This window comes from Granulimonas faecalis, from assembly GCF_022834715.1.
Taxonomy (GTDB): domain Bacteria; phylum Actinomycetota; class Coriobacteriia; order Coriobacteriales; family Atopobiaceae; genus Granulimonas; species Granulimonas faecalis.
Genome location: NZ_BQKC01000001.1, coordinates 473,924 through 487,450, shown reverse-complemented (window position 1 = coordinate 487,450; position 13,527 = coordinate 473,924). Strand labels below are relative to the sequence as shown.

The window sequence follows — 13,527 nt, the reverse complement described above, 5'->3', positions numbered from 1 at the left end:
TTGAATGTGCGGTGACTTATACTATCTGGTTTTGCTTTTGGGAGGAAGGGCCCTCACAGAGAGCGTACAGTCGGGCGAAACGGGCACGTACCCCCGAAATGTCTCGAGAAAGGAAGCCCATGAACGTCCAGCGCCTGGACCGGGTGCGCCAGAACCTGCGCGACCTCGGCCTCACCCAGACCGTGGTCACCGACCCGGTCTCCATCGCCTACCTCACCGGCTACGACAACGACCCGATGGAGCGCTTCGAGGCCCTCTACCTGGCCGTGGACTCCGAGCCCGTGCTCTTTGTCAACCGCCTGTTCCCCGACCCCGGCGACTGCGTGCCCAACGTGGTCACGCTCTACGACACCGACGACCCCGTGGCGTCCCTCGCCCAGGTCACCATCGCCGAGGCACCCCTCGGCATCGACCGCACCATGGAGGCCCGCTGGCTGCTTCCCCTCATGGAGGCCGGCGCCGCGTCGTCGTTCCGCCTGGCCTCCTCGGCGGTGGACGACGCCCGTGCCCGCAAGGACGCCGACGAGCGCGAGGCCATGGCCGCCGCCTCGGCCATCAACGACCGCGCCATGGACTGGCTCAAGGACCAGCTCAAGACCGGCGTGACCGAGCGGCAGATCGCCGAGGCCCTCGAGGGTGAGTACCGCCACCTCGGCGCCGACGGCAACTCCTTCGACCCCATCGTCTCCTTCGGCGCCAACGCCGCCGACCCGCACCACGAGCCCGACGGCACCGCCCTCGAGCCCGGCATGGTGGCGCTCTTCGACGTGGGCTGCCGTCTGGGCGGCTACTGCGCCGACATGACCCGCACGTTCTTCTTCGGAGCCGAGCCGGACGAGGAGTTCCGCCGGGTCTACGAGGCCGTGGAGGCCGCCAACGCCGCGGCCGAGCAGGTGGCGGCCCCGGGCGTGAGCTTCGCCGCCATCGACCGCGCCGCCCGCGAGGTCATCGAGCGCGCCGGGTACGGCGAGTACTTCACCCACCGCACCGGCCACTCCATCGGCCTGGAGGTCCACGAGCCCGGCGACGTCTCCAGCGCCCACACGGCCCCCGTGGAGCCCGGCATGTGCTTCTCGGTGGAGCCCGGCATCTACCTGCCCGGGAGGTTCGGCGTGCGCATCGAGGACCTCGTGTGCGTGACCGAGGACGGGTCGCAGGTGCTCAACCACCGCCCCAAGGACCTGGAGGTCGTGGGCGCGTAGCCCGGCCGCACCCCCATGGGAACGGGGCCGCGCCCGCAGGTTGACTGCGGGCGCGGCCCCGTTTTGGTACCTCTCGACGGGCGGGCGCCGCCGGCCGGGACGTCAGCGGCGAACGGCCCGGACGAGACCCGCGGCCACGACCGCGGCGGCGAGCGCCAGCCCGAGGACGGGCGCCCCGACGTCGCCGGTGGAGGCGATGCGGGCGGCACCGGTGGACCGGCCCCCTGCCCCTGCCGTCGGACGGCTCGCCCCGGGCCCGGGACCGTCCGGGGTCCCCGTGGGCCCGTCGGGTGCGCCCGGCTCACCCGGGTCATCGGGCGCGGCCGGGTCATCCGGCCCCTCAGGATCCTCGGGCCCGTTCGGGTCATCTGGACCCTCAGGGTCATCGGGCTTGCCAGGATCTTCCGGCTCGCCCGGATCGCCCGGGCCCTCAGGGCCGCCCGGGTCATCGGGGCCATTCGGGTCATCGGGCTCGCCCGGGTCCTCGTCCACGACGTTCACGAACACCGCCGTGGCCACGCCCCCGGCAGGGACCTCGCCCCCGAGGGAGGGCTCCCTGGCCGAGAAGCCCTCGGCCTCGCGCTCGGTGAGGGTCCAGCGGGTGCCCTCCGGCAGTCCGCCCACCACCGCTATCTGGCCGTGGGAGAGCTCGAGGGTGTCCCCGGAGGCGACCGTGCCGGAGGCGCCGTCGGAGCGCTCCCACCCAAAGTCACCGGCCAGCGGCTCACCCTGGGCGTCCGTGAGCACAAGCTCGAACACGAAGGCGGTCTGCCGGTGGCCCTCGTCGCCGCCCTCCACCGTCTTGGAGACGGCGATCGAGCCCGTCGCCGGAGCAGGCTCGTCGGGGGGGCGTCACCGGGTCGGGGTCGCCCTCCACCGTCACCTCGACCCCGTTGGACGGGATGTCGGTCCCCGGGCCGGCCGGGTCGTTCTCAAAGCGGGCCACGCCCACGTTCTCCCAGGTGACCTTTGCCCCCGCGGCCACCTCGGGCAGCCTCACGGAGAAGTGGACGAAGACCGTCTGGCCGGGCCGGAGATCGCCTACGTCCCACGACACGGTGCCGGTCTCGGCGTCGAAGGAGCCCGCCTCCGGGGAGCCCGCGATGCCGGCCGAGCCCTCCACGTACCCGAGGGCCGGCCCCTGGGAGCCGGACGGCTCCACCGGGGTCTGGGGCACCGTGTCGGTGACCGTGACGCCGCGGGCGACGGCCGCGCCGTCGTTGGTCACGGCGAGGCGGTAGGTGAGCAGGTCGCCGCCGCGGCCCTCCACGGGGTCGGCGGTGAAGGCGCCGCCGGCCAGGGACTGCTCCTTCCTCAGGGCCAGGTGGGCCACGTCGGTGGCGACGAACACGTCCTCGGAGGGCGGCACCTCCACCCGGGAGGACGGGTCGTCGGGGGTCCCGTGGTCGGCCACGGCCACGTTGTGCCAGACCGTGGCCTCCGCCACCGTCGGGACCTCCACCTCGAAGGTCAGCTCCACGGTGCCGCGGGACGCCAGCTCGCCGAGATGCCAGACGAGGGTGCGGGCGCCCCCGTCGTAGACGCCCCCGTGGGAGGCGGACCCCTCCACGTAGGCGAGGCCGTCGGGGAGCGGGTCGCGCACCACCACGTCGGGGGCCGCGCCGGCGCCGTTGTTGACCACCCGCAGCCGGTAGACCACCGTGTCACCGGGCTCCACGGGCAGGGGCGAGTCGGCGCCCTCCTGGCCGAACCCCGCGTCGGAGCCCTTCACATGCTGGTGCTTGTGGATCTCCACGAGCGGGCGCGGCTCCCCTTCCTCCACGTCCACGGGGTTCGAGGGGATGTCGGCGGGCGGATCGGAGGGGTCGGCAGGGTTGTCGGGGTTGTTGGCGAAGCGGGCCACGGCCACGTTGCGCCAGCTCCACACGGCACCGGAGTCCTCCGGGGTGACAGGCGCGTCGGGCACGGGAAGGGCGACCCTGAAGCTCACCGTGCGCGACTCACCGCCCGCAAGGGTCCCGAGGCGCCATGTCACCCGGGCCGCCCCGTCGGCGTCCGCCGGCCGGAAGACGCCGCCATCCGAGGCGGAGCCGTCCACGTAGGTCAGGGGCAGGTCCACGGTCCCGGCGGGGGCCGAGGTGCCGGGCGACGTCTTGGTGGCCGTGGCGGGGACCTCGTCGGACACCTCCACGTCCTCGGCCGCCGCCTCGCCGGTGTTGGTCACCGTGAGGCGATACTCCACCGTGGCCCCCTCGGGCACCTGGAGGCCGTCGGAGGTGAGCCCGGAGGCCGTGCCGTCGGCCGCCACCGGTGCCTGGGTCTTCTCGACCTTGAGGGCGGGCGGCGCCACCCGGCGGTTGACGAAGGCGAGGCTGCCGGTGGAGGAGCCCTCCTCGACCGCCCCCTCCAGCGTGGGCTCGGCGGCGGTGAACCCGTCAGACGGCTCCTCGGCCACGGCGTAGCGGGTGCCCACCGGCAGGCCGTGGATCAGGAGCACCTGGCCGTGGCGCAGCTCGAACCGGCCGCCGTCGCCGAGGGTGAGGGAGGAGACGTCCGCGCCGTCCAGCAACTCGGCGTCCACCGTGCCGCCGAGAGGGGCCCCGTCGCCGTCGGTCAGGGAGAGGACAAAGGTGAAGGCCCGCTCAAAGTCGCCGTCCTGGGCGCCGGCGGGGTCGACGGTCTTGGAGACCGCCACGTCGCCGACGGGCTCCTCGGGCCCGGGCCCGGGTCCGGGCTCGGGGTCCTGGGGCTCCCGCACGTTGACGAAGGTCGCCGAGGCCTCCGCATCACCGGGGACGACGCCCTCCTGGCCCACCGAGACCGCCTCGAAGCCCTCCGTCTCCTCCTCGGTCACGGCGTAGCGGGTGCCCTGGGGCAGCCCGTCCACCGTGACCTGCTGCCCATGGGCCAGGGCGAACGTGGAGCCGTGGGAGACCTCCGAGGCCGAGCCGTCGGCCATGGTCGCCGGGAAGCTCCCCGCCAGGGGCCTGCCCTCCCCGTCGAGGAGGGACAGGGAGAACGTGAAGGCGCGGGCCCGGTCGTCGTCGGTGGCCGCCCCGGCCACGGTCTTGGCGATGGAGAGGGAGCCGAGCACGGGGTCGGGCTCGTCGGGCGGCAGGGCCCTGTTGACGAAGGCCGCCTGGGCGCCGGCGAGGCCCACGGCACCGCTGGCCTTGTCCCTCTCGGCCTCGAAGCCCTCCGCGGGCTCCTCGGTCACGGTGTAAAAGGTGCCGTCGGGCAGCCCCTGCACCGTGGCCGTCTGGCCGTGGGAGAGCGAGACGGTGAGCATGCCGCCGAGCTGGGTGTAGTTGGCGAGGGTCACGGTCTCACTGCCCACGGGCGCGCCACCGTCGCCATAGTCCACCGTCACCTGGGCCGGCAGGGGCACCCGGGGGTGGGCCAGGCGCACGGTGAAGTGGAACCGGGCGCCGCGCTGGTCGTCGGTGGGCTCGGAGCCGTCGGCGGCGGTCACGGTCTTGGAGACCCCGAGCGCCCCCGTCCCCAGGTCGGTGCCCACCCTCACCGGGTCGGTCGGCAGCTCGGCGTCGGGCCCGTGCGGGTTGTTGGCATACCGGGCGACGCCCACGTTCTCCCACTCGGTGGCCTCGCCCACCCAGGGGACCGTCGCCGAGAACTCGACGGTGCGGCTCTCCCCCGCGGGAAGGTCGCCCAAGACCCACGTCACGGTCTTGGAGTCGCGGTCATAGGAGGCCTCGCCGCCGCCCTCCACCACCCGGGCCGAGCCGTCGACGTAGCCGAGGGCCGGCCCGTCGGCGCCGGCGGGCTCCACCGGGGCCTGGGGCACCGCGTCGGTCACGGTGACGCCCTCGGCCACGGCGCCGGTGTGATTGGTGACGGTGATGCGGTAGGTCACCGTGGCGCCGTGGGCGGCCGTGAGCGGGTCCGTGGTGAACTCGCCGTCGTCGCCCAGCCTCTGGGTCTTCGCGACCTCGAGGCCCGGATCGGCGAGCCTGTTGGCAAAGGCCACCCTCACCGGGGCGTCCCCGGAGCCGATCTCACCCTCGAAAGAGGGGGTATCGGCCTCGAAGCCCGCCTGCGGGACCTCGCTCACCCGGTAGGTGGTCCCCGCGGCGAGGCCGGCGATGGCCAGCGCCTCCCCATGGGTCAGGGAGAACGTCGCGGACGCCTCTTTGGCGTCGCCGTCGAGGGCGAGGCGCTCCGCGGCCTCGGTCCCGTCGGCCCTCACGCGCACCGCCTCCACCTCGGCGGGCAGCAGGCCGCCGCCGCTCCGGAAGGTGACGGAGAAGCCGAACTCACGCTGCGCGAGGAAACCGGTGATCTCGGGGGCCTCCAGCACCTTGGAGACGTACAGGCCCCCGACGGGCACCGTGACGGACGCCTCCACCTCGTTGGAGGTCAGGGACCCGCCGCCGTCGGGGTCGTTGGCATAGCGGGCCTCCCCCACGTTCTGCCAGCGCGTGGTGCCCGTGACCAGGGGCGCGGGCACCGTCGCCTGGAACTCCACGGTGCGGCTCTCCCCCGCGGGGACGTCGCCCACCTCCCAGGTCACCGTCTTGGTGCCGTCGTCGTAGGAGGCCTCGCCGGCGCCGTCCACCACCCGGGCCGAGCCGTCGACGTAGGCGAGGGCCGGGCCGTCGGCGCCGGCGGGCTCCACCGGGGCCTGGGGCACCGTGTCGGTCACGGTGACGCCCTCGGCCGCGTCATCGCCGCCGTTGGTCACCGTCAGCCGGTAGGTGACGGTCTGGCCCTCCACCACGGCGATAGGCCCGTCGGTGAAGGAGTCGGGGTCGCCCGTAGCGCTCTGGGACTTCTCGATGGAGAGGTCGGGCCACACCGCCGTGTTCGTGAAGCCCAGCGCGCACCCGTCACTCTCCACCACGCCCTCGAGGACCTTGTCCACCGCCTGGTAGCCGGGGGCGTCCCCCTCGGTCACCTCCACCTCGGTGCCCACGGGCAGGCCGGACACGGTGGCCGTCTGGCCGTGGGAGAGTCCCAGCCCGAACGTGCCCCGGGCGGGGTCGGTGCTGTCGGCCGCCACGGCCACCTCGGTCTCCTCGGGCTCGCCGCCGTCGGAGGCTACGGACACGGCCAGTCTCTCCGGGAGCGCGCACGCCTCCGGCACCGTCACCGCCACGTCGAACGTGAAGGCCCGGTTCCTCTGGTCGTCCGTGAGGCCGGAGCCGCCCTCGGCGGGCAGCACCTCCTTGGACAGGGACAGCGTCGCGGTGGGCACGTTGGCAACCTCCACCACGGGCGCCCCGCCCACGGCGTCGCCCATCTGGGCGCCGGACTCACGGGGGTTGGCCACGCTCAGGGCACCGTCGTCACACGCGAGGACGATGGGCGCCGCCGGGGCGGCATAGCCGTCGGGGGCCGCCACCTCCCGCAGGGCGAAGCGGGCGGAGCCGGTCTCGGGGAACCCGTGGGTGAGGGTGACGGACCCGTCCTCCGCGGTGGTGGCCCTCTCCAGGGCGTCGCCGACCGCCTCCCCGCCCTCGCCGAGGGCGTAGAGCTCGAAGGTCACCCCGGCCAGGGGCGCGGACGTGGCGCCGTCCGTCTTCACCAGGCGCAGCGTGGCCACACCCTTGGCGTTCACGAAGGGGGCCGAGAACACCTTGCCGTCGGGGTCGTCCTCCCCTATCTCGACGACGCCCTCATGGACGGCGTCGTACGGCGTCTTGGTGTAGAAGCCCGATCCGTCCGGCACGGTCTCGGTCACCCGGTAGCGGGTGCCTGCGGGCAGGCCGCGGACCTCTATGGTCTCGCCGTGGTGGAGGGGGATGGTGTCGCCGCTCTTGAGGGAGCCCCACTCGTCCCGGCCGATGAAGTGGTAGGAGCGGTCGCCGTCGAGGGGCCTGCCCTCCCCGTCGGTGAACTCGAAGGTGAAGGAGAAGCTGCGCAGGTAGTCCTCGGAGGTGAGGCCGTCGCCCTCCACCGTCTTGCTCACCTCGAGGGTGCCGGTCTTTTCCGGGTCCACCTCGCGGTCGGTGACCACCACGACGTTGAGCAGGCTGAAGAGCCCGGTGATGTCCCGGCCCTCGATGTCGTCGAAGTTGACCCCGCTGGCCCCGCTCTCGGTGCGAAGGGCCTGGGTGTCCTGGCTCACCGCGGCACGGACGTAGCCGGTGTCGGTGACGAAGAACGGGCGCACGGTCCGGCCGCCGTCCTCGTCGGACAGCCCGTAGTCGACCAGGGCGTTCTGACCGTAGACGAGACGCATGATACGGGGCTGGGCGGGATCGCCGGAGTCGGGGAGCTCCATGGCGGTCCAGTCGCCGTCCCATCCACCGCTCGGCTTCGTCTGCCCCGCGGCCAGGATACGCCGGAGGGTGATGTTCACATCGCCCTTGGTGTACTTGACCATGGTCTGGGTGAGCTTGCCCACCCCGGCCATGACTGTGACGCCGTCGTCGGCGTCACCCGCGTCGGCGTAGATGGAGTAGACGCCCACCTTCACGGGGATCACAGTGTCGTTGGCCTCGTAGCCCTCGGGGACGCCGGTCTCCTTGAGGTAGTAGGTGGCCATGGAGGAGTTGTCGGAGGTGGCCGGGGTGTCGGGCCAGACCATCCGGCCGTGGCCGTCCTCCTGGGCCTCGCCGGGCCCGAATACGAGCATGCCGTCGACCCCGTCCACCGTGGCCGTGGTACCCGCGGCCACGGGCGCGCCCTCGCAGGCGGCATTGTCGTAGAGGGAGAAGGTGGCCCCGTTCACGGGGGCACCCTTCTGGTCCACCTTCATCACGCGGAGCTGCCGTACCTCGTTGGGCACGTTGATCACCGAGCGGTAGTTGCGGACGAAGTCGCGGATGTCCACGGCGGAGTAGCCCCTGGAGACCGCCTCCGGGGCGGCCAGGTCGAGGCGGTCGAGGAGCCCGTCCACGTCGTCTCCCTGGACCGCCTGGCCCAGGGCGAGGTAGCGCTCCTCCGGGGCCATGGCCCCCACCGCCTCGGGGCCGAGGCCCGTCACCTCGGCGATGGCCTCGGCGTCGATGAAGCCGTAGAGCATGCGCATGTCCCCCTGGGCGTTGACCTGGAGGTAGCGGTCGGAGCGCCCGGGCAGGTCGTAGAGGGTGCCGGCGATGCGCCCCGTGGCCTCGTCCCAACCGAGGTACCACGGCTGGGCGCCACTGTCCCGGGCGTACAGGGCCGCCTGACGCAGGGCACCGGCGAGGGTCGCCCGCCGCACCTGCACGAGGCGCTCCCCGTAGTCGTCGCTCCGCTCGTACTCCACGGCGTCGAAGCCGTTGAGGTTGTCGCCGTAGAGGGGCAGCCAGGCGTCCGCCCTCCTCAGCATGGGCACCGCCAGGACGAGGCCGCCGCGCTGGGTGTCGGTGTCGATGGGCGTGGCGCCGTCGGGCTTTGACACCAGGCCGCCGTCCTCGGCGAAGTCGCCGTAGAAGATGCCTCCCGGCTGCCCGGTCACAAGGACGTTGAAACCGGCGTAGGCTCCGGTCTGGTAGCGGTTGTTGACCCTGAACTGGCTGGTGGCCGGGTTGTAGGAGAGCACGATGTCCTGGGGCAGCGACTTGTAGCCCGCGGGCGCCCGGGTCTCCCGAAGCACGTAGAGCAACCCGTCACCGGTGGCCTGGTTGTAGCGGTCGGCGAAGTTGAGGGGGTCGCCGTTCCCCTCCACGAACCGGGCCACGCCGTCGTCCCCGGTGGTGACACCCGAGGCGACGGGTGCGGAGGAGAGCCGGAGCTCCGCGCTGTCGGCGTAGGAGGGGGCCGTCTCCGGGGTGGGGACGGAGCTGTCGGGGGGCCGGGCGGCGTAGAGGTCGAACTCGGCGCCCGCGAGGGGGTTGCCGTACTGGTCGACCTTCACGACCTCCTGGAAGAGCTCGGGCTGGAGGTTGAAGCGCAGGGAGAGCGACGAGTCGTAGTTGCCGCGCTCGAGGTAGAACATCTTGAGGCTGTGGCCGGTGTCGGAGGCGAAGGTCTCCCCGTTGAAGCGGACGCCGCCCACGGTGGCGGTATCGGTGCGCGCGGGGGCGTCGCCCTGCCACGTCCCGTCCTCGATGACGTAGCCGTTATCGGTGGAATGGGTGTAGGACCGGCTCGCATAGGGGTCGGAGGCGCCGTCGGGGTCCTGGGCGTACTCGAACATGCGGCGGATGGTGGTCTTGCGAACGGCGAAGTCGGCGGGGTCCTCCGGGATGCCCTTGGTGCCATAGGAGGGACCGAGGAGCACCTCGCCGGTGGCGAAGTCGATGGTGCCGAAGAGCTCGGAGTGGATGCCGCCCAGGTCGAGGACGAGCACGTCGTCGATGAAGACCCAGACGTCGTCGCCCGAGAACTGGAAGGTCATGGGGGCGCCGTTGTCGCCGATGGTTCCCCCCGAGGGCTGGCGGAACACCGTCTCCACGGTCATGCCCAGGTGGTGGTTGAGGTTGTGTTCCTTGCTGTTGTCCGCGGCGACCGCGTTCTCCAGCTTGCCGTCGGCCACGCGGAACACCTCGGTGGCCGGGTCGAAGGGGAAGAAGCCGCCCACGGAGTTGGTGCCGTTCACGGCCGGGGCGTCATAGAGGGTGAAGTGGCCGGCGCTGCCCTCGGTGGCGTCCTCGGTGAACTCGGCGAAGTTGCGACGCATGTTGTAGTAGTAATAGCCCTCGTCGTCGAGCTGGAAGAGGCCCGTGACGTTCTCGTAGCGCGTCTTTCCCGGCTGGTCGGAGCCGTCGAAGAGGTAGCCGAGGGAGAGCAGGTCGTCGGGGAGCGACCCGCCCTCGAAGGAGCCGTTGCCCTGTTGGACCTTGGCGGCGTCGCCGTACTTGCCCAGGTGGTCCGCCAGGTACTGCACGCCGGTGGCGACGTTCCTGGCCCCGGCGCTGGCGAAGATGCGGTCACCATCGCCGGCCTCGCCGCGCTGGGCGTCCTTGTAGACCGACGGGTTGCCGTTGTAGCCGACGAGGACCGAGCCGGCGGGGTCGGTGCGGTCGCTCAGGGACGGCTGGCCCTCGGAGAGGGTCGGGGCGACCATGAACGGGAAGCCGGGGTTGTTGTAGGAGAACAGCCCCTGGCTCGATCCGGAGCCCTGGTTCCAGTAGCCCATGAAGCTTTTCATGCCGGTGCCGAAGGTGAGCAGGCGGCCGCTGTTGATGTTCTTGCCCTCCTTGCCCCCGAACCACCACTCGTACACCGACGCCTCATCGGTCTCGAGGAGGGGGCGGTTCAGGTCACCCGTGCTCTCGTCGAGGCGCCCCATGTCGTAGTCGAAGAGATTCACCACGGTGTTCTCGGGGTCGAGGCCCGGGACCACGTGGGAGGCCAGCTCCTCGGCGACCGCCGCCCGGGCCGGTGCGGCCGGGAGGAGGGAGAGAAACACAAGGGCCAGGGCAGCGGCGGCAGCCACGACCCGCCGTGCGGCCCGGAACCGCAGGGTCCGTTTCCGGTCTCGTCTGAACGCGAACATGAGTTCCTCCTTGCACTCGGGGCCGCCCGCGGCCGAGAAAGGTGGCAGGCGGTGCCCCGACCCCGTTTGCCCAGGGCCTGCAGACCATCGATTGCGAATGTACTTGGAAAGCTATCACGTTAAGACTGATTTCAATCTGCAACTCTCCACGTTGCGAACCATATCTTTTATTTTTATTTTTGTTATAATGGAGGGTAGAAATGCGTTACCCAAAAGTAATCGCTGGTAAATACCGGTTATTCTGTCAAAAAAAGAAACTGCCGATTACAAATCCTGAGTACTGTTTTTATTCTCTTTATGGGAACAAGAACCGCATTGATTTCTCTATTGTTCTCAATGTCCCATGCACCAGCAGGTAGAAAACGGTTGTGCGCGGCACGGCGGGGCCGACCCCGCCTCGGCAGAAGAAAAGGGCGCTCTTTCAGACTCCTAGAACCTTTTGGTTGCTAGAATTGATATATTTGGCGTCCCCAGCCCAAGGACCCGCCCGGCCGCCCCTCGCGACCGGGCGCCCGGACCGTCATACAAAAGACAACGGAAAGGCGCCCCCTCGCGACCGTGTCGCAAGGGGGCGCCAGACCACGGCAACGGGCCCGCATCCGCAGCGTGGCTGCAGGCACGGGCCCGTTCACCGTGGCTATGATGCCGCCGCGCCCCTCAGAACCTCCTCGGGACAGCCATGCCGCCGCAGAACCCGACGGCCAGGAAGGCCCACGGGACCCCCGTCGGGAAGCCGAAGGCGAGGCCGAAGACGAGCATGTCCGCATCGACCACCCCCAGCAGGGAGAGCGCCGAGAGCGCCGCCCAACCCACGACGAGGGCCGCAGCCGCCCACCCGAGCCACACCGGGGCGCAGAGACGGCCGCCCGCCGCGCACCGGACGCACCCCGCCCCGCCAAAACCGGTCAGTAGGCCCGCCCCGGGCACGAGGACGAGCAGCACGAGAAGCCCGAGCACGACGCCCGTGGAGATATTGCCCGGAGAGACCGCGGCATGGATCGCACCCACCTCGCCGCCGGCGCCTGCTACCCCCGCGAAGGCCCACGGGGCGAGGGCACGCCCGGCGCAGAGCAGGAGGACGCCGGACGCCGCCTCGGCTACGGGAGGAAACCACGGGGACCTGGCAACGGAACCGCCGACTGCGCCGACCATGCCGACTCCTTCCTGTTTTGATTGATTTTTATTGTAGGCACCGGGGTCGAAAAAAAGGGGGGGGGGGTGGCCGGCGTCGTCATGCGAACGGTTAAAAAAAGACTGTAAACGGTTTCCTTTGTCTGTAGAGGCCGGGAGACGGCGCCCGGCCGGCCCCAAGAAAAAGGGCGCCCCGCGGCCAAAAGCCGCGGGGCGCCCCATGGGGCACGTCGTTTGTCTCGCCGCCCTTACTGGCCGGGACAGAGCGACAGGGCCGCGTCGTCGGCCACCACCACGCAGTTGGTGTGCAGCTGCAGAATGGAGGCGGGGCACTGGGGCGTCACGGCGCCGAAGACCATGTCGTGGACGGCCTGGGCCTTGTCCTCGCCGGTGGCGGCCACCACGATCATGCGGGCGTTCATGATGGTCTGCACGCCCATGGTGTAGGCCTGGCGCGGGACGTCCTCAGGGTCGTCGAAGAGGCGGGAGTTGGCCTCGATGGTGGACTCGGTGAGGTCCACGCACTGGGTGCCCTTGGAGAAGGCGTCCGCCGGCTCGTTGAAGCCGATGTGGCCGTTGCGGCCGATGCCCAGGAGCTGGAGGTCCACATAGCCGGCGTCCTTGACCATCTTGTCGTAGGAGGAGCAGGCCTCCTCGATGTCGGGGTTGGAGCCGTCGGGCACGTGGGTGTTGGCCTTGTCGATGTCGACGTGGTCGAAGAACTGGGTGTTCATGAAGTAGCGGTAGCTCTGGGGGTCGTCGCCCGTGAGGCCGCGGTACTCGTCGAGGTTGTAGGTGGAGACCTCGGCGAAGTCCACGTCGCCCTTGTGATACCAGTCGATGAGCTGCTTGTAGGCACCGATGGGGGTGGTGCCGGTGGCGAGGCCGAGCACCGAGTTGGGCTTGAGGATGACCTGGGCCGAGATGATGTTGGCCACCTTGCGGCTCATGTCGTCGTAGTCCTTCACGCGGATGAGTTTCATCGCCGCGCTCTCCTTTCCCTTGGCCTTGCGGCCTCTCTACAATCCGTCCCAGTGTCGCACGTCTACCATCATGCCCCCGGCACACAGGACCCAGCGGGACGACATGGCCGACCGACGTGGACTACACATACCAGATTCGTTTTGATTCGTGATGTTAGTCGCGGCCGTGGGCCAGGGCGGCCGCCAAGGCCTCCAGGGCGTGGAACCGGTGCGAGATGCGGTTCTTCTCATCGGCCGTGAGCTGGGCCATGGTGCGGCCCGGGGTCTCGTCGGGCAGGAACAGCGGGTCGTAGCCGAAGCCGTTCTCCCCCACCTGCGCCCGCCCGATGGAACCCTCGCAGTCGCCCTCGCCGGCCAGCCAGGAGCCGTCGGGCTCCACAAGGGCCACGGCCGAGTGGAAGCGGGCCGTCCGGGCGCCGTCGGGCACGTCCGCCATGGAGGCCTCGAGCTTGGCGTTGTTGGCGGCGTCGTCGCCGTGGACGCCGGCCCAGCGCGCCGAGAAGATCCCGGGCTCGCCGCCCAAGGCGTCCACCACGAGGCCGGAGTCGTCGGCCACGGCGGGAAGGCCCGTGGCCTCGGCGGCCGCCCGGGCCTTGATCAGGGCGTTGGCGAGGAACGTGTCGCCGTCCTCCTCCGGGTCCTCCCAGTCGGGCAGGTCGAGCTCGCCCACGGCCACGAAGCGCGTGCCGGCCATGACCGGGGCCAGGATGGCCTCGATCTCGGCCACCTTGTGCGCGTTGCCCGTGGCCACCACCACGGTCCTCTCCTCTTGGACCACAGGTCCTCCCTCCTTGAGGGCGCCACGGTGGTGCGTCCGCGGGGACCTTGCACCACGGTGGCGCGCTTTTCTGCGTCACAGGGC

The 13,527-nt window shown here is 70.9% G+C and carries 6 protein-coding genes; 1 reads left to right on the top strand and 5 read right to left on the bottom strand.

Annotated elements, in window-relative coordinates; genetic code table 11:
• Nucleotides 1–119 precede the first annotated feature (119 nt).
• Complete coding sequence (locus tag OR600_RS02170) at nt 120–1,202, top strand: M24 family metallopeptidase (RefSeq protein ID WP_265590574.1); 1,083 nt, start codon at nt 120–122, stop codon at nt 1,200–1,202.
• 102 nt (nt 1,203–1,304) lie between these two features.
• Here OR600_RS02170 and OR600_RS02165 read toward each other — a convergent pair whose 3' ends face one another.
• The 5 genes from OR600_RS02165 to rdgB all read right to left on the bottom strand — a co-directional run bounded on the left by OR600_RS02165 (nt 1,305) and on the right by rdgB (nt 13,443).
• Nucleotides 1,305–2,000, bottom strand: coding sequence for a DUF7601 domain-containing protein (locus OR600_RS02165; RefSeq protein WP_444979512.1), 696 nt, complete (start codon nt 1,998–2,000; stop codon nt 1,305–1,307).
• Entirely contained in the window at nt 1,927–10,551 is an 8,625-nt protein-coding gene (locus OR600_RS02160; RefSeq protein ID WP_265590572.1) for a DUF7601 domain-containing protein, read from the bottom strand. Before OR600_RS02160 ends, OR600_RS02165 begins: the two co-directional genes overlap by 74 nt.
• Nucleotides 10,552–11,208: 657 nt before the next feature.
• On the bottom strand, nt 11,209–11,703 hold the full coding sequence (locus OR600_RS02155) for a hypothetical protein (protein WP_251164026.1): 495 nt from the start codon (nt 11,701–11,703) through the stop codon (nt 11,209–11,211).
• A gap of 227 nt (nt 11,704–11,930) precedes the next feature.
• Nucleotides 11,931–12,665 (bottom strand): glucosamine-6-phosphate deaminase, encoded by a 735-nt coding sequence (gene nagB / locus OR600_RS02150; RefSeq protein ID WP_135978076.1) that lies wholly within the window; start codon nt 12,663–12,665, stop codon nt 11,931–11,933.
• 154 nt (nt 12,666–12,819) lie between these two features.
• Entirely contained in the window at nt 12,820–13,443 is a 624-nt protein-coding gene (gene rdgB / locus OR600_RS02145; RefSeq protein ID WP_204407282.1) for an RdgB/HAM1 family non-canonical purine NTP pyrophosphatase, read from the bottom strand.
• Between the last annotated feature and the right edge of the window lie 84 nt (nt 13,444–13,527).